The organism is uncultured Abiotrophia sp., assembly GCF_938010525.1.
In the GTDB taxonomy this organism is placed as follows: domain Bacteria; phylum Bacillota; class Bacilli; order Lactobacillales; family Aerococcaceae; genus Abiotrophia.
The window spans coordinates 26,913-52,086 of the sequence record NZ_CALLVK010000017.1; the positions used below are offsets into that span (position 1 = coordinate 26,913).

25 protein-coding genes are annotated in these 25,174 nt (G+C 45.4%); all 25 read left to right on the forward strand.

The window, feature by feature from the left end; all coding sequences use genetic code 11:
- Positions 1–19: 19 nt before the first annotated feature.
- The 25 genes from udk (at position 20) to rsmB (ending at position 25,148) form a co-directional block, all read left to right on the forward strand.
- Positions 20–670, forward strand: coding sequence for a uridine kinase (gene udk, locus Q0339_RS03250; protein ID WP_298077370.1), 651 nt, complete (start codon positions 20–22; stop codon positions 668–670).
- Between the two features lie 198 nt (positions 671–868).
- Positions 869–1,348 carry a transcription elongation factor GreA gene (gene greA, locus Q0339_RS03255; RefSeq protein WP_023390804.1) on the forward strand — a complete coding sequence of 160 codons (480 nt, stop codon included), beginning with the start codon at positions 869–871 and terminating at the stop codon, positions 1,346–1,348.
- A 149-nt stretch (positions 1,349–1,497) separates the two neighbouring features.
- Entirely contained in the window at positions 1,498–2,250 is a 753-nt protein-coding gene (gene liaF / locus Q0339_RS03260) for a cell wall-active antibiotics response protein LiaF (protein ID WP_298077371.1), read from the forward strand.
- Entirely contained in the window at positions 2,247–3,305 is a 1,059-nt protein-coding gene (locus Q0339_RS03265) for a sensor histidine kinase (protein ID WP_298077372.1), read from the forward strand. Before liaF ends, Q0339_RS03265 begins: the two co-directional genes overlap by 4 nt.
- A gap of 12 nt (positions 3,306–3,317) precedes the next feature.
- Entirely contained in the window at positions 3,318–3,953 is a 636-nt protein-coding gene (locus Q0339_RS03270) for a response regulator transcription factor (RefSeq protein WP_298077373.1), read from the forward strand.
- A 72-nt stretch (positions 3,954–4,025) separates the two neighbouring features.
- A complete protein-coding gene (locus Q0339_RS03275; protein ID WP_023390800.1) occupies positions 4,026–4,352 on the forward strand; it encodes a HesB-like protein in 327 nt (108 codons plus the stop codon).
- A 3-nt stretch (positions 4,353–4,355) separates the two neighbouring features.
- On the forward strand, positions 4,356–4,973 hold the full coding sequence (locus Q0339_RS03280) for an ECF transporter S component (protein WP_298077374.1): 618 nt from the start codon (positions 4,356–4,358) through the stop codon (positions 4,971–4,973).
- Positions 4,974–5,230: 257 nt separating this feature from the next.
- Positions 5,231–6,256 carry a BMP family protein gene (locus Q0339_RS03285; protein WP_298077375.1) on the forward strand — a complete coding sequence of 342 codons (1,026 nt, stop codon included), beginning with the start codon at positions 5,231–5,233 and terminating at the stop codon, positions 6,254–6,256.
- 101 nt (positions 6,257–6,357) lie between these two features.
- Positions 6,358–7,929: an ABC transporter ATP-binding protein gene (locus Q0339_RS03290; protein ID WP_298077377.1), complete on the forward strand. Its 1,572-nt coding sequence runs from the start codon at positions 6,358–6,360 to the stop codon at positions 7,927–7,929.
- Positions 7,919–8,986, forward strand: coding sequence for an ABC transporter permease (locus tag Q0339_RS03295; protein ID WP_298077378.1), 1,068 nt, complete (start codon positions 7,919–7,921; stop codon positions 8,984–8,986). Before Q0339_RS03290 ends, Q0339_RS03295 begins: the two co-directional genes overlap by 11 nt.
- Positions 8,986–9,939: an ABC transporter permease gene (locus tag Q0339_RS03300; protein ID WP_298077379.1), complete on the forward strand. Its 954-nt coding sequence runs from the start codon at positions 8,986–8,988 to the stop codon at positions 9,937–9,939. The genes Q0339_RS03295 and Q0339_RS03300 overlap by 1 nt, the downstream gene beginning before the upstream one ends.
- Before the next feature lie 73 nt (positions 9,940–10,012).
- On the forward strand, positions 10,013–11,311 hold the full coding sequence (locus Q0339_RS03305; protein ID WP_298077380.1) for an insulinase family protein: 1,299 nt from the start codon (positions 10,013–10,015) through the stop codon (positions 11,309–11,311).
- Entirely contained in the window at positions 11,292–12,584 is a 1,293-nt protein-coding gene (locus Q0339_RS03310; RefSeq protein WP_298077381.1) for a pitrilysin family protein, read from the forward strand. The genes Q0339_RS03305 and Q0339_RS03310 overlap by 20 nt, the downstream gene beginning before the upstream one ends.
- 141 nt (positions 12,585–12,725) lie before the next feature.
- Positions 12,726–13,763 (forward strand): RodZ domain-containing protein, encoded by a 1,038-nt coding sequence (locus Q0339_RS03315; RefSeq protein ID WP_298077382.1) that lies wholly within the window; start codon positions 12,726–12,728, stop codon positions 13,761–13,763.
- A gap of 25 nt (positions 13,764–13,788) precedes the next feature.
- Positions 13,789–14,370, forward strand: a complete 582-nt coding sequence (gene pgsA / locus Q0339_RS03320; RefSeq protein WP_298077384.1) for a CDP-diacylglycerol--glycerol-3-phosphate 3-phosphatidyltransferase — start codon at positions 13,789–13,791, stop codon at positions 14,368–14,370.
- A gap of 259 nt (positions 14,371–14,629) precedes the next feature.
- Positions 14,630–15,037: a hypothetical protein gene (locus Q0339_RS03325; protein WP_070755458.1), complete on the forward strand. Its 408-nt coding sequence runs from the start codon at positions 14,630–14,632 to the stop codon at positions 15,035–15,037.
- A 21-nt stretch (positions 15,038–15,058) separates the two neighbouring features.
- Positions 15,059–15,742, forward strand: a complete 684-nt coding sequence (locus Q0339_RS03330) for an endolytic transglycosylase MltG (RefSeq protein ID WP_298077386.1) — start codon at positions 15,059–15,061, stop codon at positions 15,740–15,742.
- A 181-nt stretch (positions 15,743–15,923) separates the two neighbouring features.
- Positions 15,924–16,628, forward strand: coding sequence for a response regulator transcription factor (locus Q0339_RS03335; RefSeq protein WP_023390788.1), 705 nt, complete (start codon positions 15,924–15,926; stop codon positions 16,626–16,628).
- Between the two features lie 63 nt (positions 16,629–16,691).
- On the forward strand, positions 16,692–18,107 hold the full coding sequence (locus Q0339_RS03340; protein WP_298077387.1) for a HAMP domain-containing sensor histidine kinase: 1,416 nt from the start codon (positions 16,692–16,694) through the stop codon (positions 18,105–18,107).
- Positions 18,108–18,262: 155 nt separating this feature from the next.
- Positions 18,263–19,234: a membrane protein insertase YidC gene (yidC, locus tag Q0339_RS03345; RefSeq protein ID WP_298077389.1), complete on the forward strand. Its 972-nt coding sequence runs from the start codon at positions 18,263–18,265 to the stop codon at positions 19,232–19,234.
- A gap of 202 nt (positions 19,235–19,436) precedes the next feature.
- On the forward strand, positions 19,437–20,072 hold the full coding sequence (gene gmk / locus Q0339_RS03350) for a guanylate kinase (RefSeq protein WP_023390785.1): 636 nt from the start codon (positions 19,437–19,439) through the stop codon (positions 20,070–20,072).
- A gap of 2 nt (positions 20,073–20,074) precedes the next feature.
- Positions 20,075–20,272, forward strand: a complete 198-nt coding sequence (rpoZ, locus tag Q0339_RS03355) for a DNA-directed RNA polymerase subunit omega (protein ID WP_023390784.1) — start codon at positions 20,075–20,077, stop codon at positions 20,270–20,272.
- Between the two features lie 96 nt (positions 20,273–20,368).
- Positions 20,369–22,774 (forward strand): primosomal protein N', encoded by a 2,406-nt coding sequence (gene priA, locus Q0339_RS03360; RefSeq protein ID WP_298077390.1) that lies wholly within the window; start codon positions 20,369–20,371, stop codon positions 22,772–22,774.
- A gap of 15 nt (positions 22,775–22,789) precedes the next feature.
- A complete protein-coding gene (gene fmt, locus Q0339_RS03365) occupies positions 22,790–23,785 on the forward strand; it encodes a methionyl-tRNA formyltransferase (RefSeq protein ID WP_298077391.1) in 996 nt (331 codons plus the stop codon).
- Positions 23,775–25,148: a 16S rRNA (cytosine(967)-C(5))-methyltransferase RsmB gene (gene rsmB, locus Q0339_RS03370; RefSeq protein ID WP_298077392.1), complete on the forward strand. Its 1,374-nt coding sequence runs from the start codon at positions 23,775–23,777 to the stop codon at positions 25,146–25,148. The genes fmt and rsmB overlap by 11 nt, the downstream gene beginning before the upstream one ends.
- The last annotated feature ends 26 nt before the right edge of the window (positions 25,149–25,174 follow it).

A 25,174-nucleotide genomic window follows, 5' to 3' on the forward strand; every position in this document is an offset into this window, starting at 1 on the left:
AGAATGAGGGGAAAATAGTATGTCAAATCGTCCGATTGTAATTGGCGTAACCGGGGGTTCCGGAAGTGGAAAATCCAGTGTCAGCATGAAGCTCATGGAGATTTTCGCCGATTTATCTGTCATGATGCTCCAGCATGACTTCTACTATAAGGACCAATCTCACCTGCCTTTTGAAGAAAGACTTAAAACCAACTATGACCATCCATTGGCTTTTGACACGGATTTATTCGTGGCCGATCTTAATCGTCTCTTAGAGGGGCAAGCCATCGATAAGCCGGTTTATGACTTTGCCAACCACACGCGTAGCAGTGAGGTCATTCATCAAGAATCCAAGGATGTTATCATTGTGGAGGGGATTCTCATTCTGGAAGATCCGCGCTTACGTGACTTAATGGATATCAAGGTCTATGTTGATACCGATGACGATATTCGATTGGCTCGCCGGATTCTCCGCGATATTAAAGAACGTGGCCGTTCAGTAGAGTCGGTTATCAACCAATATGTGGACGTAGTTAAGCCAATGCACCACCAATTCATTGAGCCAACCAAACGTTACGCTGATATTATTGTCCCAGAAGGGGGCTATAACCAAGTGGCGATTGACCTCTTGGCCACCAAGATTCATTCTATCCTACAAGGTAAGGCTCTCGAATCCTCACAAGAAGCCTAAGCACAAGATGCTCTATAAATTTTTATGCCAAACTATCAGATTATGATTGCTAAATGACCAAGATAGTGTTATATTATTTCTGTTCTGACAGAGGCAAGACCGAGTGAGTTGGCTTAAGGCCAATTCGCTCGTGTTATTTTGTTTCTCATGGGGGGACGAGAAGCATCTATCCATTAAAAATAAGGAGTTAAGTCGTATATGGAAGAAAAAGTATACCCAATGACCCTAGAAGGGAAAGCCAAATTAGAGGCTGAATTGGAAGATTTAAAAGTTAATAAACGTAAGGAGATTATCGAGCGTATTAAGATTGCCCGTTCATACGGTGACTTATCTGAAAACTCTGAGTATGATGCAGCTAAGGACGAACAAGCCTTCGTTGAAGGACGTATCTCTGTCATTGAGAAAATGATTCGTTTTGCGCAAATCATTGATGATCGCGATGTAGCAGATGATGTAGTAACCTTGGGCCGTACGGTAAGCTTCATTGAATTGCCAGGTAGCGACGAAGAGTCTTATACCATTGTGGGTTCTGCTGAAGCAGATCCATTAGAAGCCAAAATCTCTAACGATTCACCAATTGCTAAGGCAATTATTGGTAAAAAATTAGGGGATGTGGTAACGGTGGAAACACCAGGCGGATCTTTTGACTTGAAGATTACCAAAATCGAGAAAAATTAACTTGTCTAGAGGCTAGGATGTGATTCTAGCCTCTTTTCTTTATGCCGAATTTTTGAGCGTCTTTTCCTTAGCTTGGGAGGTTAAGGGTTTTCCTAGGACTGAAAATTGTTTATAATAAGAAGGGTAAGCTAAGAAAGGAGGGCGGACAGATGATAGCTTTTATCAAGCGACATATTTTCCAGATTATGGCTTTAGCCGCGACAGCCTTGGTATTTGAACTCATGGGACGAGGCGTTACTTTTCTCTTGTTTTTAGGCAGCCTAGTCTTGCTGGTCGCTAGTGTCTACATCCCTATCGGAATTTTCAGGGGCATGACCCTGGTTTTGGCCTTGACGAGTTTCTTCGTAGCCATTTTTATGACCCAGTCTATCTGGCTAGTGCTCTTGGTCTTGGTGCTCTTTTACTGGCTCTTCCGGGGACCTAATGGCAATGAATTTCTGGTCTGGGGTGAGTCCTTACTCCATCCCTTCGGTGGCGCCAAGGAAGCCTATCACGGGGTCAAGTTAATTCAACCTCAGAGTGGTCAGCGGACCCTAATCAAACGTGAGTCTCTGATTGCCTCCATGGAATCTAAAACCAATTATTATGAATGGGATGATATCAATATCGTCTTCATTGGAGGTAGCTCCATTGTCGATTTAGGCAATACCCTCCTACCACCAGAACAATCGACCATTGTTATCCGCAAGCTATTTGGCCGGACGCGTCTGATTATTCCGCGTGATGTAGGCTTCCGGCTTAATATCTCAGCCATATCAGGTGCGGTGGTCTTCGAAAACCAAAGCTATTCCTTAGTCGGGGAAAACTTCCGTTGGGAGACAGCGGGTTATGCTACGACGCCACGTCGGCTAAATATCATGATTTCCGTGGGCTTTGGTGAAGTCGAGGTGATTGTATTATGAACCTACATTTATGGCGCCGCCTCTTCCTCTATCAAGTCTTGGTCAATTTGGCTATTACGGCCATTATGGTAGGGCTACAAGTCTATGTCTTCCAGACCTTGAGTTTGGCTAGTCTTTGGGAACTGACATGGTTCCAAATTCCATTTTACCTGGTCTTGGTAGGGGCTAACTTCAGTATTGCCTTGGTAGTATCAGGCTTCCTGACTTTCTTCCTCAGTGCACCTTATGAAGAGCTTCGGGCTAAGATTAATTGGCTTTTGTTAGGGAAATATCAGCATCCTATTTTTAAGGATTCTGGCAAAGGGCTGCACGCCTGGTACGACTACAGTGGAGTCGTTTCGTCTGACCTTAATCGCATACGCGACAAGCTAGTGCAACTGTCCAGAGACCTGCAAGATTTTGCTGCTTCCCCAACCTTTGTAGGGGAAGAAACCAAGGAAGAAATTATCGAGACTGAACGCCATCGGATTGCGCGGGAGCTTCATGATTCGGTTAGTCAGCAGCTCTTTGCCGCAACTATGATGCTTTCAGCCATCAAAGACCAAGAGCAGGTTGAGATTGCAGAACCTATCCGCCAACAAATTATTCGGGTCGATAAGGTTATTTCGACGGCTCAAATTGAGATGAGAGCCCTCTTATTACATTTGAGACCGATTGGATTAGAAGATCGGTCCCTTAAGCAGGGGATTGAACAGTTATTACTTGAGCTCCAGACCAAGATTCCGACGACGATTGTCTGGGACTTGGCCGATGTGCGCTTGGAATCCGGTATTGAGGACCATCTCTTCCGCATTGTACAAGAAGCTATTTCTAATACCTTAAGACACGCTAGAGCTAACCGTCTGGAGGTCTACCTTCAAGTGGATGAGAGCTCGGCTCAACTCAAGATTGTGGATGATGGCTTAGGCTTTGACATGGATAAGGCTGACAAGGTGGGGTCTTATGGTTTGCGCAATATTCGGGAACGGGTGACCAATCTTGGGGGCGAATGTAAGATTCTCAGTATGACAGGTAAGGGGACTGTTCTGGATATCTCCCTGCCTATTAGATTTTAAGGAGGTAAATAGATGATTAAGGTATTACTAGTGGACGACCATGAAATGGTCCGACTAGGTGTCTCATCATATTTAATGATTCAGACTGATATGGAGGTAGTGGGGGAAGCTAGTAACGGCTTAGAAGGCTATCATAAGGCCCTTGAATTACGACCAGACATTATCCTCATGGATTTAGTCATGGATGTCATGGATGGAATTGAGGCTACTCAGAAAATTATGGCAGATTGGCCTCAAGCTAAGATTATTATCGTAACCTCCTTCCTGGATGATGAGAAGGTCTATCCGGCTATGGAGGCAGGGGCTAGTTCCTACTTACTTAAGACCTCGTCTGCTGCTGAAATTGCCCAGGCCATTCGCTCTACCCATCAGGGGCATAAGGTGATTGAACCGGCTGTGACAGAGAAGATTATCGAGCACCGATTAGATCAAGCACGGCCTAAGCCTCATGATGAGTTGACTAATCGGGAGTTGGATGTCTTGCGCTTAATTGGGCAAGGCTACTCCAATCAAGCCATTGCCGAGGAACTGGTCATTACCCTTAAGACGGTTAAGACCCATGTCTCCAATATCTTCACCAAGTTGGAAGTAGAGGATCGGACCCAGGCGGCTATTTACGCGGTTCACCATCATTTGGACGGTCAGTGAGCACCTAGTTAGGTCCTGTCTCAAGGACCATGCTATAATAAAAACAGCAAGTCAAGAGAAGGAGTGTAAGGGATGGAATTAAAAGTAGATCCAGCATCAGTTGCTTGGTTTAAGGAAGAAGTAGGATTGCCCCAAGGGGCTGGCGTACGTTTTTTAGTCAAGGTCTATGGTTGTAGCCCTATTAACAGCGGATTTTCCCTCGCTATGGAAACCAACTACCCGAGTGAACCAGGTGTCACTTATGAAGCAGACGGCGTGCTCTTCTATATTGAGAGTCGTGACGAATGGTTCTTCGATGGACATGATTTGTCGGTTGAGTTTGATGAGGGTCATGGTGAGCCGGCCTATATTTTTGTTAAAGATGGGGTGGCTGTCAATCCCCTAGTGAAGGAGGCTTAAGACATGACGCCAAATCAACGCTATGGTTCGCAAAATAAAACCAACCAACTAGTTAAATTAAGTGTCTTTGTGGCCTTGATTATTATCCAATCATGGGTGCCTATGTTGGGCAACATTCCGACACCTGTCTTATCCATTACTTACATCCATGTTACCGTCATTTTAGCAACTCTCTGGCTAGGTTGGAAAGAGGGCGTCTTGGTTGGGACGGCTTGGGGATTAAATTCTTGGATTCGCGCCCTAACTGCACCTGTGTCACCCATTAATGCCCAAGTCTTAAGTGATGTCATGGTCAGCGTCTTGCCACGTATGCTCATGCCATTGATTTTGGCCGGTTTGATTGTGGTCTTCAAGTCTTGGAGTAAAAATCCACGTCTAGTGGGAGCCTTGGCTGGCTTTAGTGGTAGTTTTCTCAATACTTTCTTGGTTTTAGGAGCTATTGTTTTATTCAAGCAAGAAGTTTATATGACCATTAAAGGGGTAGACCAGACCGGTCTTTGGCAATTATTAGGGGGCATCATTGCGACCAACGGGATCTTGGAAGCTTTTGTCGCAGCTATTCTAACCCCAATTTTCTATCAAGTTACCTTACAACTGGCTAAGCGTCAGGGACAACATTAAGCCTATAAGAAGCGAACTTAGAAGGTTCGCTTTTTTTATGCTTTTAGGGCTTAGACTGCCTTGCTTTAAGCAAGATTTAGTTGACTTTTTGGCTATCTAGCGTACTAGGGCGACATTTTCATGAAAATATACGAACGATTGAGAATGGTTTTAGTAAAACATCATCGAATTTCTTGCTAGATTGACCTAATAATGATATAATGTAAGGGAATTCAGAGCGAGTTCACGAGTAAGAAATATTCAAAGGAGATGTTTTAATGAAGAAAGCTTTTGGATTAGCAGCTACAGCCTTGACAGTAGCAAGTTTGGTAGCACCTGTTGCCGTAAATGCGGCTGATTTTTCTGCAGTGATTGTCACAGACGTAGGTGGGGTAGACGACAAGTCCTTCAACCAAAGCGCCTGGGAAGGTCTTGAGCAATTCGGTAAAGAAAACAAGTTAGAAAAAGGGGTAGGTGGCTATGACTACTTACAATCCAATAGCGACTCTGACTATGTGACTAACCTTAACTCAGCAGTCCAAGCAAACTTCTCTTTAATCTTCGGGATTGGTTATAAATTAGAAGCTGCAGTCAAAGAAGCAGCCACTCAATACCCAGATAAGCACTTTGCTATTGTGGACTCTGTAGTTGACTTACCAAACGTTGCTTCCTTGACCTTCAAGGATAATGAAGCAGCCTTCTTAGCAGGGGTAGCCGCTGCTAAGACCACTAAGACCAAACAAGTTGGTTTTATCGGTGGGGTCGAAGGTTTCGTTATTGACCGTTTTGAAGCTGGTTTCGTTGAAGGCGTAAAAGCAGTTGATCCTTCTATCAAAGTTGAAGTTCAATACGCAGGTTCATTTGCTGATGCGGCTAAAGGGAAACAATTAGCTGCTGCTATGTACTCTGGCGGCGCCGATGTAATCTTCCACGCTTCCGGTGGTACCGGGAACGGTGTCTTCTCTGAAGCTAAGGATATCGTAACTAACGACCCTAAACGTGAAGTATACGTTATCGGGGTTGACTTAGACCAAGATGCAGAAGGTCTAGTCACTGTAGATGGCAAAGAACGTCACTTAACCTTAGCTTCAACACTCAAAGGGGTAGGCTCTGCGGTTAAGAAGTTCGCACAAGAGACCAAAGAAGGTAAATTCAAATCTGGTAACACTGTTTACGGCTTGAAAGACGGCGGGGTTGACTTAACGACTGCCCAATTATCACCTGAAGCTAAAAAAGCTGTTGAAGAATACAAAGCTAAAATCGTCAAAGGTGAAATCACTGTACCTGAAAAACCAAATCGTTAATAAAGGATTAGGTACTAGGAGCTGGGGCAACCTGGCTCCTTTTTTGAAAGTAAAATGCACTTATAAAATAAGGTAAGTATTAATTAAGAAGGAGGGATTCTATGGAAACAGTGACGCATCCAGTGATTGAAATGCGTGGTATTTCCAAACAGTTTGGGACATTTTTTGCCAATAAAAATATTAACCTCGAGCTCAAGAAGGGCGAAATTCATGCCTTGCTTGGTGAAAACGGGGCGGGTAAATCCACTCTGATGAACATTTTGTCCGGTCTCTTACAACCGACTGATGGGCAGATTTATATGAATGGCCAAGCGGTTAACATTGCCAATCCAACGGTCGCTAATAACCTACATATCGGGATGGTTCACCAGCACTTTATGTTGGTAAATGACTTTACGGTCGTTGAGAATATCATGTTAGGGAATGAAATGGTTCAAGGATTACGTCTGGACTACAAGAAAGCCAAGGCTCATATTATGGACTTATCTAAGCAATATGGTTTAACTGTTGATCCAGATGCCAAGGTGGCCAATATCACGGTCGGTATGCAACAAAGGGTGGAAATTCTTAAGACCCTCTACCGTGGTGCCGATATTCTGATTTTTGACGAACCAACAGCTGTTTTAACGCCACAAGAAATCGATGAATTGATGGTCACACTCAAGTCCTTAGCGAGTGAGGGTAAGTCCATTATTATCATTACCCATAAGTTAGCAGAAATTAAGCAGGTAGCCGACCGTTGTACTATTATCCGGCGCGGGGAGTCCATTGATACGGTTGATGTAGCCACTACTTCTGCTAAGGAATTAGCCGATATGATGGTAGGGCGTTCCGTCTCCTTCAAGACCGAGAAGAAGGCTGCTAGTCCTGGCGAGGTCTTCTTGAACGTGGAAGACCTAGTGGTTAAGGATGAACGGGGCATTGTTGCTACTAAGAACTTGAGTTTCCAAGTAAGACGTGGCGAAGTAGTGGGGATTGCCGGGATTGACGGGAACGGTCAGTCCGAGTTAATTCTAGCGCTTGCGGGTCTCATCCCAATTGAATCAGGTAAGATCGAATTGGGCGGCCAGGATATTGTAGGTAAATCACCACGTCAAATTACGGAGTTAGGCTTTGGTCATATTCCTGAAGACCGCCACAAATATGGCTTGGTCTTGCCTATGAAGGTTGAGGAAAACTTAGTGCTCAAATCCTACTATCATACACCATACTCTGAAAAAGGCTTCTTACGTTTCCAAGCTATTGAGAATAAGGCTAAGGCTTTGATTGAGCAGTATGATGTGCGGACCGTCTCTGAAAAAGTCCCAGTTAAGTCACTCTCGGGCGGGAACCAACAAAAGGCCATTATTGCCCGTGAGTTAAGCTTGAAGCCTGATTTCCTGATTGCAGCTAACCCAACTCGGGGCTTAGACGTAGGGGCCATTGAATTTATCCATAAGGCCTTGATTGCTGAACGTGATAATAACAAGGCTGTCCTCTTGATGAGTTTCGAATTAGACGAAATTCTCAATGTATCCGATCGCATTATTGTCATGCACGACGGCCATATCATGGCAGATATTCCGGCATCTGAAACCAATGAACAAGAAATCGGTTTGATGATGGCGGGGACCTCTTATGAAGAAGTATTAAGCCATCGTCAAACAGGAGGTGACGCTAATCATGAAGGATAAACTACGTGCCGTTTTTGTTCCTATTGCATCTGTTGTAATTGGGATTATCGTGGGAGCCTTGATTATGTGGCTCTTCCGTTATGATGCGGTTAAAGGCTATGAGGCCCTCTTCAATGGAGCATTTGGTAAACCATTCAATATTGGTCAGACTCTACGGGCGGCCACTCCGCTTATGTTAACAGGTCTGGGCTTCGCAGTAGCCTATACGGCTGGCTTCTTCAACATTGGTTTGGCTGGTCAAGCCCTCTGTGGTTGGTTAGTCTCTGTTTGGGTGGGGCTGACTTTAGGTGATTTACCATCCTTTATCGTCTTACCAATTGCCATTGTAGCTGGGATGGTGGCAGGTGCCCTCTGGGCAGCTATCGCTGGTTTCCTTAAGGCTTACTTTGATACCAGTGAAGTCATTGTGACTATCATGCTCAACTATACAGCAATCTATTTATCAGACTATGTCTTACGTAATGTCATTACCAATCGTTTGGATGCAACGCCTATCTTGAAGGATAATGCCACCTTAAAAATGCAATGGTTGTCGGACCTAACTAATGGTTCTACCTTGCATGCGGGTATTTTCATAGCTGTTTTAATGATTATCGTGGTTCATATTTTAATGACACGTACGACCCTAGGTTTTGAACTCAAGGCAGTAGGGATGAACAAATTCGCCTCAGCCTATGCGGGGATGAATGCTAAACGCAATATCATCCTATCCATGGTGTTATCCGGAGCTCTTGCAGGCCTGGGTGGGGTCATGAACGGTTTGGGTGAGTTCCGTAATATCTTCCTGATGAACGGTAAGGCACCAGAAATTGGCTTTGATGGTATGGCCGTCGCCCTTTTAGGGATGAACAATCCAATCGGAATTTTCTTCTCAAGTATTCTCTTCGGTGGGCTCAAGACCGGTGGGAACTTGATGCCTTTGGCTGCTAAGATTCCGAGTGAAATCGTCAACGTTGTCATTGGCTGTATTATTTTCTTCGTTGGATGTAGCTATATCTTCCGCTTCATTATGGAGAAGGTTCGCAGCAATAAAGTCAGCAGCAAGGAGGGAGCATAATGCAAAACATACTCGCTTTAGTTGTATCCAATGCGCTCTTGTACGCAACACCGCTGATTTTTACTGCCCTTGGTGGCGTCTTCTCTGAGAGAAGTGGGATTGTTAACGTAGGTTTGGAAGGAATCATGGTCATTGGGGCCTTCTCATCAGTTGTCTTCAACCTGACTTTTGCCGGTCAATTTGGCGACTTAACTCCATGGCTAGCGCTCCTAGTCGGTGGGCTTTGTGGCTTGCTCTTTGCCTTGATTCATGCGGTAGCGACCGTTAATTTGCGGGCTGACCACATTATTTCAGGGACCGTGCTCAACTTGATTGCACCATCCTTGGCTATCTTCTTAACCAAGGTCCTTTTCCAAGGTAAGGGTCAAACAGACTCAATCAAAACCAAGTTTGGTAAATTTGACTTTCCAGTCTTATCAGACATTCCAATTATCGGGCCAATCTTCTTCGCCAAAACTTCTATCTTGGCTTATGTAGGGATCGTCCTAGCCTTTGTAGTTTGGTATCTGGTCTTCAAGACGCGTTTTGGTTTGCGCTTGCGGTCAGTCGGGGAGAACCCTCAGGCTGCCGATACCTTGGGGATTAATGTCTACCTCATGCGCTATTCTGGCGTTTTGCTTTCTGGCTTACTAGGTGGGATTGGTGGGGCAGCCTACACTCATACTATTTCAGAAAACTTCGCGGTATCGACCATTGCCGGTCAAGGTTTTATGGCCATGGCCGCTATGATTTTCGGTAAATGGAACCCAATTGGGGCCATGTTAGCAGCTATCTTCTTCGGTTTAGCTCAGTCCTTGGCCGTTATCGGGGCTTCTATTCCAGTTATTAGGGATATCCCGTCAGTTTACTTGCAAATTGCACCTTATGTGATTACAATTATTGTATTGATTGGTTTCGTTGGCCGCTCCAAGGCGCCAGAAGCCGTTGGGACAACCTACATCAAATCAAAATAAGAGGAGAAAGACCCGTGTTGGCTCCATTCAGGGGCTGGCATGGGGCTTTTTTCCTAATGAAGGAGAGAAAGCCATGCAAGAATGGCAAGCTGGCATCCACTATCAGGCGGTTGCCTCCACTAAATATAAAACCAACCAAGTCATTATAAAGGCTATCTTACCTTATCAAGCTGAGCGGGCGGCGGCCTGGTCCCTGCTGGCTCGTATGATGGAAGACGGGAGTGATCGTATTCCAAGTAAGGCGGCCTTGGAAGGCATTTTGGCCCAACTCTATGGTGCCTCTCTATCAGTAGGGGTCCAACGTAAGGGGCATTTTCTAGAATTCCTTATGGCAAGCCAAAGTGTTCGGCCAAGTCTGGTTCAGATGCCTGACTTAATGCCCGCTTGGCTAGATCTCATGGGTCAGTTATTGTTTGAACAGGAGTCGCTGGCCCTAGCCACGCCTCAATCTCAGGCTCGGTTTGAACGGGAGCAGGCCTTTCAGCTGCAACGCATTAAGCGGATGAGCGATGACAAACGACGCTTGGTGGTTCAAAAACTTTACCAGGAGCTTTACCGTGAGACTCCTGACAATGCCTTGGCCAATCTAGGAGATGTGGCCAGAGTCCAAGCCCTGACTCTAGCTGACCTGGCTAAGGCTCATAGGGAAATTTGCCAGGAAGCCCAATTCTATTTCGTCAGCAATGGTGATTTGACCGATAGTGACTTGATTAAGTGGCTAGAGAGCTGGTCACTAAAGGGTCGCCAGGCTAGCTGGGATTATAGCGATAATTACCTAGCCTTGGATAAGCCTTTGTCAACTGAGGAAGCAGGTCAACTGATCGAGGAGAAAGTTCAGGGTCAGCAAGCTAATTTGGCTATGGCTTTTGCCTTTCCGCCGGCTAATAGCACCAAGGAACGGATTATACTGCAAGTAGCCAATGGGATTTTTGGCTACCTGCCTGTTTCTCGACTCTTTACAGAAATTCGAGAGAAGCAGAGTCTGGCCTATGCCATTCATTCTGGCCTTGATTTTCACCGATCTTTTGCCTTGGTCCGGGCTGGCATTAGCCCCGATAAGGTGGGGCATGTTTATGAGGAAGTGCAAGCTCAGTTGGCTGACCTAATGGTGAGCTTGGAAGAAGGGGACTACCTAGAGGAAGTTAAACTAACTCTCTTGAGTGCCGATGTGCAGTCACGAGACTATCAACATTTGGAGACGGATAAAATGATCGCTCAAGCCTTGTACCCTGATTTCGATTTGTCGACAGACTACTTTGAATCTGTGGTTAAGTCCATTAAGGCTCAAGAGGTCATTGCTTGCCTAAGTCAATGGCGTTTGGTGGGGGCTTATGCCCTAGTAGGAGGTCAAGATGAAAAAACATTATCATAAAGTTTTGGATGAAACCTTCTTCGAAAAGGTGTTGCCTAATGGTTTAACCGTTCGCTTGGTACCCAAGCCAGGCTATCATCGTAGCTACGGGATTTTAACCACTCACTATGGCTCGGTGGATCAAGTGGTGCGCCATAAGGAAACAGGGGAAGAGCGGACTATTCCGGCTGGTGCAGCCCATTTCTTGGAACACAAGATGTTTGAAGGGCAAGGAGGGCTAGATGCTTTTGCGCTCTTTATGAAGCAGGGGGCTATGGCCAATGCCTTCACCCATTACTTCCAGACTTCCTATCTCTTCTCTGCCTCCTATTTCATTGAGCGCAATGTTGAGACCTTGCTTGATTTTGTGCAGACGCCTTATTTCACACCAGAAGGCATTGAGAAGGAAAAAGGTATTATCACGCAGGAGCTCTATATGTATCAGGATGATCCTCTTGGGGTCTCCTATCAAGCTCTCAATCAAGCCCTTTATCCCGACCATCCTTTAGGCGTAGATATCCTGGGAACGGAAGAAAGCATTAAGGCCACCACTTATGAAGACTTACGCTTGGCTTATGATACCTTCTACCATCCAAGCAATATGAATTTGATTGTGGTAGGGAACTTTGACCCACAAGCTTTACTCGCTGTCATTGAGGCTAATCAAGCCCGCAAAACATTTGAGCCACCTCGCTATCAAAGGGTAGTAGAAGAGGTGACAGCTCCCGTTCTGCCTAAAACTCAGCTTAAGCGGGAAATCAGTCAGCCAATTATCGAGTTGGCTTGGCGCTTTTCACCACAAAAATTATCGGGCATAGAATTGATTCGCCAACGTATTATTGGGGAAGTCTTCTTCGAATTACTAATGGGACCTATGTCGTCAGCCTATGCTAGCTGGTACCAGCAACAGTGGGTAGATACCAATTTCTACCAGTCTTATCATTTAGACCACAAGATGCACCATTTGGCTATTCATGCCCAGAGTCATCATACATCAGACTTGATTGCTGCAATCAAGGAGCTCTTGGCTAACTGGCAACATAACCCGGATTTGACTGAGGAGCAGTTGAAACAAGTGGTGACAGGGCGCATTGGTGATTTCTTACAGCACCTAAATTCCTTGGAGTTCATTGCTTATGAACTGATTGAAGCCGTGATGGATGGCTATGAATTGGCCGACATTTTAACATGTCTTCAAGAAATCAAACTATCAGACCTCGAAGACTTTGGTCATCAAGTCCTCTCAGGAGCCTCAGAGGCAGTTGAGGTCCTAGTTAATCCCATAAGTGAATAAGCCAAGGGGCCAAGTCCATAGTGGGATTTGGCCTCTTGATTTTTTAGAAGAAGTTTTGAAACTTTAAGCGAAAAACATTAACCCTCATGTCAGAATATGATATAATACTTTTTGAATGCAGAAAGAAAAGGATGAACGGCGATGAGTGAATTAGGAACTAAATTGCGCGATGCCCGCATTGAAAAAGGATATACCTTAAATACTTTACAACAAATGACAAAAATTCAGAAAAAATACTTGGTGGCGATTGAGGAAGGACGCTTCGAAGAAATTCCTGGTAACTTCTATACTAGAGCTTTTGTTAAACAATATGCCGATATGGTTGGCCTAGATGGGGATAGCCTACTCTTAGATTATCATAATGAGTTAGAGGCGGTAGAACATGGTTTATCTCAATATGATGACCAAGAAGCAGAAGCGATGCCTAGCCGTTTGAACAGAAACCAAGCTCAGTCAGAACAATCGCTCTTAGATCGCTATGCTAAGCATTTGCCAGTTCTCATGCTAGCTGGGGTATTTGTCTTGGTTATGGCCTTTATTACCTGGACCATCTACTCTGTGTCTCAACGAGAGCGGCAACAGCAGGCTAATAATTCTAGTGCTACTAGTCTTGTATCGTCAGTAGAACCAAGTTCTGCTGCCCAACATGCCGCTAGCAGCAGTAGTGAGTCTTCTTCCCAAGCTAAGATTGACGGCGCAGAATTCTTTGGCGATGTCCAAGGAAAGCGCGTATCTGGTGAAGGCGAAGAAACAACCTACGAACTCTATGCGCCGATGAATAAATTTAAGTTCACTGTTAAAGGAAAGAGTTATGTCTGGGTAGGTGTCTATGAGGATGAAGAAATCACTATGGATACGACAGTGACTGAAGGTGAAACCTTAGAGATTAAAGTTAAAGGCCAAACCCGTAGCGTCCGAATTCGCCTAGGTTACCCTGAGGGTGGCGAGATTCAGGTGAATGGTAAGACGGTTAAAATCGCTAACGACTATATTACAGACTCCATTGTCTTCCGCCTACATGCCGACCAGCCGACAGGCTCAAGCACTAATGAAGCTAATCAAGCGGCGGAGAATCAACAAGAACAAGGCCAAAATCAAAACCAAGGCCAAGGTTCTTATCAAGGACCAGCCGTTCTGGATCCTAACCGCCAACAGAACAACGATAACGATGGCCAATAAGGTCTAGCCATCAGGGAGGGTAGTCATGAATATCGCCAATAAGTTAACGCTCTTACGGATGCTGATGATTCCAGTCTTTATCTTCTTGCTATTAAACCATTCGACCGACCAGGTTGTGTGGTTAGGGACCGCCATTCCTGTCAATCAAGTCTGGGCCACTGTGGTTTTTGCTCTAGCGAGTTTTACGGACTTCCTTGATGGCTACCTGGCGCGCAAATACCAATTAGTGACCTCTTTTGGGGCTTTCTTCGATCCCATGGCTGATAAATTGCTAGTCATGGCAGCGCTGATTTTACTAGTTCAATTAGGCTCTGTACCGGGATGGGTGGTTTTCATCATTCTAGCCAGAGAATTGATGGTGACAGGCTTAAGAGTATTGATAGCCCAATCCAATGGTAAGGTCATGGCAGCAGCCATGCCAGGAAAAATCAAAACGACAACTCAAATGCTGGCCATTATCTGCTTCTTATTGCAAGATATGGGACGGTCTGTCTGGGGCTTGTCCCTAGCTAATCTCTTGCTTTATGTCTGCCTCTTCTTCACCATTTACTCGGGTTTGGAATATTTTTATCATGCCCGCTTCGTCTTTTCTGACGGGTTTAAATAAGATAAAACACCAAAATTAAAAGTCTGAATCTATGGTTCGGGCTTTTTTCTTTGCCTTTTGGGCCTGGAAATATAGGAGGTGGGGGAGCAAAAAGAGAAGTGCACTATAATTGTACTCAATTAGTATATTCAAAAGAGAACTTCGCTAATTTTGGTTGATTACAACAAGCCTGTAACATATTTGTTATCCGACGCCCCTTGTAACTTGTGGATACTTTGATACAATAGGAATGAAGTAACTATCGAAAGGAAGGTGTCATATGCAACTCTGGATTTTAGTTTGTATTTTATTAGTTGTAGCCATCGTCTTATTTGCCTTATCCATTTATGTCAAGGATGACAACGTTCAAGACCAATTGGACGAATTTACGGCTCAACAATCACAAGAATTCTATGCCATGAAAACTCGTTTAGCTGAGCTTGAAAAGGCAGCCCGTGAACAAGAAGCTGTGGCGGTTGAAGCACCTGCTCAAGTAGGCAATCACTACGTGGAAGCTGAAGCAGAACCAGCCTTGGAATTAGGACTGGATGATGTATCAGATTTGACCCGTGAAGAAGTGATTCGTCTCTACTCGCAAGGCTACACCATGCATGAGATTTCTCACCATGTGGCTTTATCACAAGAAATTATCCAAACTATCGTTGACGATTATATTGAAAATCGCTAACAAAGGACAAGGAGGACTAGTATGAAATTATCGCGTAACACATTACGCTCGCTAGCTGTTGGTTTCTTAGCATCAGCAGTGGTAACAGCAGCTTTTGCCTTGTCACAAGGACAATTACCTGTCCAAGGTGTCAATGGGACCAACCTTTTAAACGGAGGGTCGACGACTGCTAATGCGGATCAACAAGCTCAATTGGATGCTTTATCAAGCGAAAAATCGGCCTTAGAATCAACTCAAAACGTCTTGAATGCTTCTTTAACTTCTTTAAAAGAACAAGCATCACGTCAAAGTAGTGAATTAGAAGCTTTGAAGAGTCATTCGGCTTCAAGTGCTAGCAATGAGTCATCTTCTTCTAGCAGTGAAAGCTCAAGTTCAAGTGAAAGTGACCAAGCTAACAACCAAGCAGAGACAGGTCAAGAGCAGAACAATGGCACAAGTACTGAAGGAGCATCAGCACCTAGAAACGGTCAATGGACCACTGAAGGTGGTAACTTCACTGTTAACCCTGGGGACACATCCGAAGATGTTGCTCAAAACTTGTATGATGCTGGGATTATCAGCTCACCAGATGTCTTCTTGGAAGTGGTAGAACAATGGGATCTATCAACCCTTCTAATTGCAGGTACTTACGAGTTGAACTCAGGTATGAATGTTAATACAATCGCAGAAATTTTAACCAATGGGGCTTACTACTGGATTCCATAGGAGTATTATGAGGTGGAGATTAATTCTCTGCCTCTTTTTTTATGGAAATTAGGGGTCATGGCCAGTTTTATCTAAAAAAGTGGCAAAATCATGAGAATAATCGGCATCAAGACTAGAATTTTTTCTCATAATTGTGTAAAATAGGGAAGAGAGTATCTAAATTGCATTAGGAGGCGATTAAATGGAAGATACAAAGAAACACCGCGTATTAATTATTGAGGATGAGAAAAACCTCGCCCGCTTTGTTGACTTAGAACTTCAGCATGAAGGCTATGAAACAGCCATCTGTCATGACGGACGAAAGGGTTTGGAGACTGCCCTTAATCAGGAATGGGATGTTATCCTACTAGATTTAATGTTACCTGAATTAAATGGTCTAGAAGTCTGCCGTCGAATTCGTCCCATTAAGGACACCCCTATTATCATCATGACGGCGCGTGATTCCGTTATTGACCGCGTATCTGGTCTAGACCAAGGGGCAGATGACTACATTGTTAAGCCATTTGCTATTGAGGAATTATTGGCGCGCTTGCGGGCCCTCTTCCGTCGTATTGACCATAACAAGGAAGAGAAGAATCAATCCCAACAGTCATCCGTTAAATACCGCAACTTGGTTATCGAGAAGAAGGGCAGAATCGTTAAACGTGACGATCAAGTCATTGATTTGACCAAACGCGAATACGAACTCTTGCTCTACTTAATGGAAAACCTCAATACGGTTATGTCGCGTGAAGTCCTGCTAGACAAGGTATGGGGCTACAAGACAGAAGTCGAAACCAATGTGGTGGATGTCTACATTCGTTATCTCCGCAACAAAATTGACGTGCCTGGTAAGGATTCTTATATCCAGACTGTTCGTGGGACAGGCTATGTCATGAGAACCTAATCTATGAAATTACCGAGTTTCCAGCTTAAACAGCCACTTTCGCTTAAATGGAAGTGGAGTATCTTGTTATTTCTAGTTTTTAATCTTATTGGGGTTGCCAGTTTAATGGGTTACCGGCACTTGAGTCAAGAACAAGCCCTCGCTGCCATTAAGGCTAATGGCCAGATGCGCTTGGATCAAACGCAGTCTGTTCTCAAGGCAGCCAAATTAGATATTGATCGACTGGGGACCAATGCAGAAAATGCAAAGGCTGATGACTTGTCTCTTTTAGCGGCTTTGGAAAATCCTGAAACTAGTTTGCGCCTCTATAATAGTGCCAATCAATTAGTTTATGAGACACGTCGTCTGGATGTGCCGACTGTGGCAGCATCGCCTCAAGTGGATATCTATCCTTATAAGAAACAACTTTTAGTCATAGGAACGGTTAGTTTGCCAGGAAGGGATGGGGAGACCGGGGGAACCCTGCAATATATCTATCGTCCCCTTCAATATCAGGACTGGTTAGCTAAGCAACAGCAACTAAGTAATTGGGTCTTGGTCGCCATTTTATTGTTATCCCTTGTCTTTGCCTATGGTTTAGCGCGTTATCTTTTACTTCCTTTGGAGTATCTTAATAATACGCTGGACTTGGTGGAAGAAGAGAGTTTGTCGACCATCCGGATTCGTAAACCGCGCAGTAATGACGAGTGGAGTGATTTGAACATTCATATCAATCGCCTCCTGGACAAAATTGATGGCTATGTTCAAAACCAAAAGCAATTTGTGGAAGATGTCTCCCATGAGTTGCGGACACCAGTCGCCATTGTTGAAGGCCATTTGCAGATGCTTAATCGTTGGGGCAAAGACGATCCCGAGATTCTAGCTGAGTCCATTGATGCCTCCTTGCAAGAGATAACCCGCATGAAAGACCTAGTCCAAATGATGTTAGACTTGTCGCGGGCAGATCATGCTGAAGTTGACTACAAGGATGAAATGACCGAAATTTATGCCACAACGCGCCAGGTCTTCAATAACTTCGTTATGCTCTATCCTAATTTCCGTTTTTATCTAGACTCGGAAGGGGAGGACAAGGAACTTTATGTCAAAATCTATCGCAATCACTTTGAGCAGATTTTGATTATCCTCCTGGATAACGCGGTCAAGTATAGTACCGATCGCCAAGAAATCCATATCGCGGTTAGTGCTTCCTTCACGACGGTTGAAATCGCCATTCAAGATTTTGGTGAGGGCATGAGCCAGGAAGACAAGCAAAAAGTCTTTGGACGCTTCTACCGTGTGGATAAGGCACGTTCCCGCCAGAAAGGTGGGAATGGCTTAGGACTTAGCATCGCCAAGCAATTGGTGGATAGTTATAAGGGCCGGATTTATGTGGAGAGTGTGCTCCACCATGGCTCTATCTTCTATGTAGAATTCCCAATCTTGCTGGACAAGGCAGAAATTGAGAAGAACAAGAAGAAGGTTTTGACCAAAAATTTATAAGCCCAGAGAGGATGGGAAGCTCCCCATCCTTTTATTTATGTTTGAATTAAGACTCGTCATCCCTCGGGCTAGAGGATGATTTTACCTTGACTAGACGAAAATACTTGAAAAAGAGAGCGTATTTTTATATAGTTAGAAGGTGAAAACTTTCGGAAATGAGTGAAGTAATTTTGAAAAAACAACGTAACTGGCAATTGATGGCCCTCTTGGTCGTCGTTGTATTGATTGCATCAGGCTGTGTGTCCTATGATGCGAATGGTCAACCTTATGGGGCGGTCTATGAATATCTGGGTAAACCAGCCGCTGCCTTCCTAGACTTCTTAGCTGGCTTCTTATTCAACAGCTATGGTTTAGCTATTATCATTGTGACCTTGCTGACACGGGTCTTCATGTTGCCATCCTCCCTAAAAATGACGCGTGATACCATGATTAGCCAAGCGCGTATGAAGGTGGCCCAACCAGAAATCAACGAGATTCAAGAAGAAATCAATGCAAGTAAAGATCCAGCAGAGCGTGCTCGCTTACAACAAGAGTTGATGGGTGTTTACAAGAAATACAACATCAACATGCTAGGTGGCTTATCTGGCTGCTTGCCACTGCTCTTACAAATGCCAGTCATCTCGGCCGTTTATGCCGCGATTCGGACTTCGCAAGCTATTCAAAACTCTACCTTCTTAGGTATCCAGTTAGGGCAACGTTCAACCCTAATTGTGATTCTGGTGGTTGCTGTCTCTGTTCTTCAAAGCTGGCTCATGCAAAAACAAATGCCAAGCACACCAGGTAATGAGAAGGCCGGTCAAACAAGTCAAGTTATGTTCTGGATGAACCCAATCCTCTTCGGTTGGATGACTTGGACAACAGATGCTGGTTTAGGTCTCTACTTCTTGGCAGGGGCAGTCTTCATGATTGGGCAACAGCTCTACACTAACCATGTGGTCAAACCAAAGATTCAAGAAATCATTGACCAAGATATGGCCAACGTACAGGTAACGCCACGTCGTCCGCGTAAGGATGTAACGGCCCAAGCAACTAAGGAAGCTAACCGTAACCGTCTCGTGCCAACTAAGGAAAGCGTTGGGGCTGCAGGCTCAAAACGCCGAAATGCGGGTAAACAACAAGGTCGCTAATTTTAATAGGAGAGGCTGAGAAATCTCAGCCTCTTTTACTTTTGCCACAAGGTAGGGTGGCCTCAAAAAGTCTTGATTAATATGAGAGCAAGCGGCCAAAAAAGTCCCTAAAAATAGGGCTTGAAACTTTTCTATTGGGGGCTTTTGTGGTAGAATAAAACTATTGATTTACTGCAAGTAATGGAAGGTATGGAGGTTCGAAATGTCAGCAAGTCGTGGGTTACTCATTGTCTTATCTGGCCCGTCCGGAGTAGGAAAGGGGACAGTGCGGGCAGCAGTCTTTGCCAATAATCAGTTTCAGTATGTATACTCAGTGTCAGCCACTACACGCGCTCAGCGCCCAGGGGAAGTTGATGGCAAGGATTATTATTTTGTAAGTCGCGAAGAGTTCGAGACCATGATTCAAAATGAGGACCTACTAGAATATGCTGAATATGTGGGCAACTATTACGGTACACCAATTCAGAAAATTGAAGAAAACCTAGCGGCTGGTCACGATGTCTTCTTGGAAATTGAAGTTCAAGGTGCCATGAAGGTTAAGGAACGTATGCCAGAAGGAATCTTCATCTTCTTAGCACCACCTAACTTGGAAGAGCTAGAATCCCGGATTACAGGTCGGGGTACAGATGCCGCGCATGTCATCCAAGAGCGCATGGCGACAGCCAAGGAAGAAATCGAATTGATGCAGCATTATGACTACGTCGTAGTTAACGACCAAGTCCAACATGCAGTCGACAAGATTAATGCCATTATTCAATCAGAACATCTCAAGGTCGAACGTGTAGTGGATCAAATCCGACACGACATGGAAACTTATTACGAAAAGGAGCGGATTTAGCCATGATGTTATACCCATCAATTGATAAATTATTAGAGAAGGTACCTTCCAAATACAGCTTGATTATTCTAGCTAGCAAACGATCACACGATTTGCAAGTCTACCAGAACCCACAACTAGACAAGTATGAGTCAGTTAAGGCCGTAGGTAAGTCACTCGAAGAAGTCATTGACGGCAAATTATATATCAAAGAAGACTAGTCAAGAAACTACTATGAGGACGTGTGTATGCAGTTCATATCATAGTAGTTTTTTCTACAAATACCCCTGAATTCATTTGGAGAAAGGAGCCTGCCCATGTTTGTCAAGGTGATTGTCGATATTCCGGCTGCCCAGGTCAATCGACCCTTTGATTACCAAGTCCCTGAGGCCTATCAGGATAGCCTACAACTCGGCATGCGGGTACAAGTTCCTTTCGGCAATCGCCAACTGCTTGGTTTTGTGGTGGGCATTCATCATACCAGTGACTTCAAAGGGACGCTCAAACCCATTACAGCAGTGCTAGACTATGAATCCTTTATTAACGAGGAGCTACTAGACTTGAGCGAGCATCTGGCCCAGACCTTACATGCCTTCCGCATTAATGTTCTGCAAGCTATGTTGCCTGCCATGCTCAAAGTCAAATATCAGAATATCTTTTTAATTCATCAACCCCAAGCTCTCAGTGACTATCAGCTGCCAAGTGATTGGCTCAATCAGAGTCAACTTGATAAGGACCAGGTAGAGGCGCATTTAAGCCGTAATCAAATCAAGCAATTACTGGACCAGGGCGCCCTAGAATTGGTCTATCAGGTCCAAGACCAGACCACCACTAAGACTCAGACCATGATTGAGCTAGCAATGCCGGCTGAGGCAATCCAACAGGTCATCCAGGAGCTCCCCGCCAGAAGTCAGAAAGTAGCTCAGCTCTTGACCTATCTCTTGGAATCGGGTCAGCCCCAGTGGGAACAACAAGCCCTCTTGGCAGCTAGCCAAGTCAGCGCTAGTAGCCTTAAGACAGCTCTCAAACATGGTTATATCAAGTCCCAAAAAATTAGTGTCTATCGAGACCCCTTGGCTCATCTGGAGGTCGAGCAGAGTCATAGTCGCACCTTGACTGCGGCTCAGGAGGAGGTCTATGAGCAGGTTGCCCATTCACTAGAAGCACATCAGGACCAGACCTTCTTACTAGAAGGTGTCACTGGTAGTGGTAAGACCGAAGTCTATTTGCAACTGATGGCCAAGGCCAGCCAAATGGGCCGGGGCGCCATTCTCCTAGTCCCTGAAATTGCCTTAACCCCGCAAATGGTGCGTCAGGTTAAAAGTCGCTTTCAAACCGGGGTGGCGGTCCTGCACTCAGGTTTGACTAACTCTCAGAAGTACGATGAATGGCGCCGCATTATTCGGGGTCAAGCTACCATTGTGGTAGGGGCCCGGTCTTCGATTTTTGCGCCTATTCGTGATCTAGGTCTAGTCATCATTGACGAAGAACATGAGACAACCTACAAGCAATCGGATACGCCACGCTATCATGCCAGAGAAGTGGCCATCTGGCGCTGTCACTATCACCAGTCACCGCTGCTTCTGGGATCTGCGACCCCTTCGCTAGAGTCGCGTTCGCGCGCCCAGGTAGGGCGTTACCAACATCTGCGCCTGCCTGAACGTGTTAACGGACGGCCTTTGCCGCCAGTTACCCTGGTGGATATGACCAAGGAAATGGTCCAACAAACCACGGACGAATTATCTTCTGTCCTCAAGGACAAGATTGCTGACCGTCTAGCTAAGGGGCAACAGATTGTGCTCTTACTTAATCGGCGAGGCTACGCCTCATACATGCTCTGTCGGGAATGTGGCCAAGTCATTCAATGCCCGCGTTGCGATATTTCCTTAACCTATCACAAGCATGAGCATCGGCTCAAATGCCATTACTGTGACTACCAAAGCCCAGTACCTGACCGCTGTCCTAACTGCCATAGTGACTATCTCAGAACTTTTGGCTTGGGAACGCAGAAGATTGAAGAATTACTCAATCAACATTTTCCTGACGCGCGTGTTATCCGCATGGATATGGATACCACACGCAAGAAGGGCCAACACGAAGCTCTCTTGGATAGCTTCCGTCGCCATGAAGCGGATATTCTCCTAGGAACTCAAATGATTGCCAAGGGTCTGGACTTTGAGAACGTGACCCTAGTCGGCGTAATCAATGCCGATACGGCCCTCAACCTACCGGATTTCCGGGCAGGGGAGAAGACCTTCCAACTCTTGACCCAAGTAGCTGGTCGAACAGGTCGGGGACGTTTCGAGGGTGAGGTCCTGATTCAAACCTATAATCCAGACCACTATGTTATGCAATTGGCCCAGCAACATGATTATGAGTCCTTCTTCTACTATGAGATGAAGCGGCGTCATTTAGGCCATTATCCGCCTTATTTCTATACCACTTTAATTACCATTTCTAGCAAATACCAGGCCAAGGCCCAAGCAATGAGTCATCAAGTTAAGCAAGCCCTCTTGGCAAGTGGGGCAGCAATTGAGATTCTAGGTCCCAGCCAGGGCGCTATTGCTCGGATTAATGAACGCTATTATTTTCAACTCTTACTCAAGTACAAGGATGGTCAAGTCATCAAGGAAAGCCTTGGGACAATCTTGGATCAATCCCAGCTTGAAGCTAAGCAGGGGATTTATATCACCATTGACCACGAGCCACTCTTTTTCAACTAGTGAGGTGTATCGAACATGAAAAAAATTATCTTTATGGGAACGCCGCAGTTTGCGGCAGAAATTCTCCAAGGCTTACTCGAGCATGCCTCCTACCAGGTCATTGCGGTAGTGACCCAACCTGATCGTCCGGTCGGACGCAAGCGGGTCTTGACCCAGTCACCCGTTAAGCAATTGGCCTTGGCCCATGATATTCCCCTCTACCAACCTGAACGCATTAGTCGTTCTGAGGAATTAGAAGAACTGATTAATTTAGATGCTGACATTATCGTGACGGCTGCTTATGGTCAGTTCATTCCCACCCGTCTTATTAATTCAACGCCCCATACGGCTATTAATGTCCATGCTTCGCTACTACCTAAGTATCGAGGCGCTGCGCCTATTCATTATGCTATCTGGAAGGGCGATCATGAGACCGGTATTTCCATTATCTACATGACTAAGGAAATGGATGCAGGGGATATTCTAGCCCAACGTTCCTGTGTCATCGAATCAGATGAGACCGTGGGTGCCCTCTTTGGTAAGTTAGCTATTATCGGGCGGGAACTGCTCCTCGATACTCTCTTCAAACTTTTTGCCAATGAGATTACAGCGGTAGAGCAAGATGTCAGCCAAGTGGTCTTTTCGCCTTCAATTACCAAGGAACAAGAACAGCTTAACTGGTATGAGTCTGCTCACCAAGTGGACTGTCATGTTCGGGCCTTCAATCCTTTCCCTTCGACTTATACGGTCTTAGGAGACTTGCGGATTAAGGTTTGGGCAGGAGCGCCAATGGATTATGAGCCAAGCCCAGAAGATCTAGCCGCAGAGCCAGGGACCATTCTGGCCTATAAACGTAAACACCTGATTGTTAAGTGTGGTCATCATTCCTATTATGGCATCCGTGAGTGGCAGGAGTCTGGCAAGAAGCGCCTAAGCCTAGAAGACTATTTCAAGGGCAATGACTTAGCTCAATTAGCGGGCCAGGTTTTCGCTTCAGCACAAGTAGAAGATGAGGAAAGTCATGAAAGTTAAGGCACTAGCCGCTAAGCGGCTCAAGAATAATGTTCGCTTTCAGGCTTTACAGCTGCTGGTGGAGATTGACTGGCATGACCAGTATTCCAATGTCCTTCTCAATCGTGCGCTGAGCCAGACAGAACTCAAGCCAGTCGACCAAGGGCTTTTAGTCAACTTAGTCTATGGCAGCATCCAGCATCGTTTGACCCTGGACTTCTACTTGGAACCTTTCATCAAAGGCAAGAAGTTAGAGCCATGGATTCGCTCCCTCTTAAGAATGACCGCCTATCAGATGCTTTGCTTGGAGCGGATTCCGGACCACGCAGCTATTAACGAAGCAGTTAACATTGCCAAAGTCAATGGCCATGCAGGCCTAGGCGGGCTAGTCAACGGCGTCTTACGCAATTTCCGTCGTCAGGAACTACGCTCCTTGGATACAGTGACAGACCCAGTTGAAGCCCTCAGCATTCAATACAGTATAGCCCCTTGGATTGTGGCTCTCTTACAAGAACAGTATGATCAGGCATGTTTGACTGATTTATTGGCTAGCCTCAATCAACGGCCACGTCTTACGGCCAGAATTCAAGCCCATCCCAATGAACGCGACCAAATTCTGGCCCAGCTAAGGGCTGCCGGCTATCAGGTTGAGGCCGGCAACCTATCGCCCTATGCTATTGAAAGCCTAGATGGTCGTATTCTGGAGTCGCCTGCCTTTCAAGCGGGGCGCTTGACTATTCAGGATGAATCATCCATGTTGGTAGCGCCAATCGGCCGGCCAGTGGCAGGCCAACGACTCTTGGATGCCTGTAGTGCCCCTGGAGGCAAGGCGACGCATATGGCCTTTTTACTAGAGGCAGGGCACTTGGATGCCCTGGATATTTCTCAGGCCAAGCTAGACTTGGTGGCGGAACACATAGAACGCCTAGGCTTAAGCCAACAAGAGGGCTTGAACATTTCGCTTCATGCGACAAATGCCTTAGACTTTATGCCCCCAAGTGGGACACTCTATGATATAATCTATTTGGATGCACCATGTTCAGGTCTCGGCCTCATGCGTCGCAAACCTGAAATTAAATACACTAAGCAAGCAAGCGATATTGAAGCACTTAGCAAGCTTCAGAGTCAGCTCTTAGACCATGTTGCCAGTCTGCTCAAACCAGGTGGAACCTTGGTCTATTCAACCTGTACCTTGGCACAAGCCGAAAACCAAGCCCAGGTCCAGGCCTTCTTGGCAAGACAGGCTGACTTCCAACTCAGTCCGATAGGGCCAGAAGAAGTTCAAGGAGCGTCAGTTCTGACAGCAGATGGCATGATTGAAGTCTTGCCACAAGACTACTTGACCGATGGCTTCTTCATTGCACGTATGACTAAGTCAGCCTAGCTTGCACTAAAAATCAACATATGAAG

Bases quoted from the DNA above. Each gene is read 5' to 3' on its own strand.
- greA (WP_023390804.1), top strand. From the start codon at position 869: ATGGAAGAAAAAGTATACCCAATGACCCTAGAAGGGAAAGCCAAATTA.
- yidC (WP_298077389.1), top strand. From the start codon at position 18,263: ATGAGTGAAGTAATTTTGAAAAAACAACGTAACTGGCAATTGATGGCC.
- Q0339_RS03315 (WP_298077382.1), top strand. From the start codon at position 12,726: ATGAGTGAATTAGGAACTAAATTGCGCGATGCCCGCATTGAAAAAGGA.
- gmk (WP_023390785.1), top strand. From the start codon at position 19,437: ATGTCAGCAAGTCGTGGGTTACTCATTGTCTTATCTGGCCCGTCCGGA.
- Q0339_RS03310 (WP_298077381.1), top strand. From the start codon at position 11,292: ATGAAAAAACATTATCATAAAGTTTTGGATGAAACCTTCTTCGAAAAG.
- Q0339_RS03335 (WP_023390788.1), top strand. From the start codon at position 15,924: ATGGAAGATACAAAGAAACACCGCGTATTAATTATTGAGGATGAGAAA.
- Q0339_RS03270 (WP_298077373.1), top strand. From the start codon at position 3,318: ATGATTAAGGTATTACTAGTGGACGACCATGAAATGGTCCGACTAGGT.
- priA (WP_298077390.1), top strand. From the start codon at position 20,369: ATGTTTGTCAAGGTGATTGTCGATATTCCGGCTGCCCAGGTCAATCGA.
- Q0339_RS03275 (WP_023390800.1), top strand. From the start codon at position 4,026: ATGGAATTAAAAGTAGATCCAGCATCAGTTGCTTGGTTTAAGGAAGAA.
- rsmB (WP_298077392.1), top strand. From the start codon at position 23,775: ATGAAAGTTAAGGCACTAGCCGCTAAGCGGCTCAAGAATAATGTTCGC.
- pgsA (WP_298077384.1), top strand. From the start codon at position 13,789: ATGAATATCGCCAATAAGTTAACGCTCTTACGGATGCTGATGATTCCA.
- liaF (WP_298077371.1), top strand. From the start codon at position 1,498: ATGATAGCTTTTATCAAGCGACATATTTTCCAGATTATGGCTTTAGCC.
- Q0339_RS03300 (WP_298077379.1), top strand. From the start codon at position 8,986: ATGCAAAACATACTCGCTTTAGTTGTATCCAATGCGCTCTTGTACGCA.
- Q0339_RS03290 (WP_298077377.1), top strand. From the start codon at position 6,358: ATGGAAACAGTGACGCATCCAGTGATTGAAATGCGTGGTATTTCCAAA.
- fmt (WP_298077391.1), top strand. From the start codon at position 22,790: ATGAAAAAAATTATCTTTATGGGAACGCCGCAGTTTGCGGCAGAAATT.
- Q0339_RS03265 (WP_298077372.1), top strand. From the start codon at position 2,247: ATGAACCTACATTTATGGCGCCGCCTCTTCCTCTATCAAGTCTTGGTC.
- Q0339_RS03325 (WP_070755458.1), top strand. From the start codon at position 14,630: ATGCAACTCTGGATTTTAGTTTGTATTTTATTAGTTGTAGCCATCGTC.
- Q0339_RS03330 (WP_298077386.1), top strand. From the start codon at position 15,059: ATGAAATTATCGCGTAACACATTACGCTCGCTAGCTGTTGGTTTCTTA.
- Q0339_RS03280 (WP_298077374.1), top strand. From the start codon at position 4,356: ATGACGCCAAATCAACGCTATGGTTCGCAAAATAAAACCAACCAACTA.
- rpoZ (WP_023390784.1), top strand. From the start codon at position 20,075: ATGATGTTATACCCATCAATTGATAAATTATTAGAGAAGGTACCTTCC.
- Q0339_RS03285 (WP_298077375.1), top strand. From the start codon at position 5,231: ATGAAGAAAGCTTTTGGATTAGCAGCTACAGCCTTGACAGTAGCAAGT.
- Q0339_RS03305 (WP_298077380.1), top strand. From the start codon at position 10,013: ATGCAAGAATGGCAAGCTGGCATCCACTATCAGGCGGTTGCCTCCACT.
- udk (WP_298077370.1), top strand. From the start codon at position 20: ATGTCAAATCGTCCGATTGTAATTGGCGTAACCGGGGGTTCCGGAAGT.
- Q0339_RS03295 (WP_298077378.1), top strand. From the start codon at position 7,919: ATGAAGGATAAACTACGTGCCGTTTTTGTTCCTATTGCATCTGTTGTA.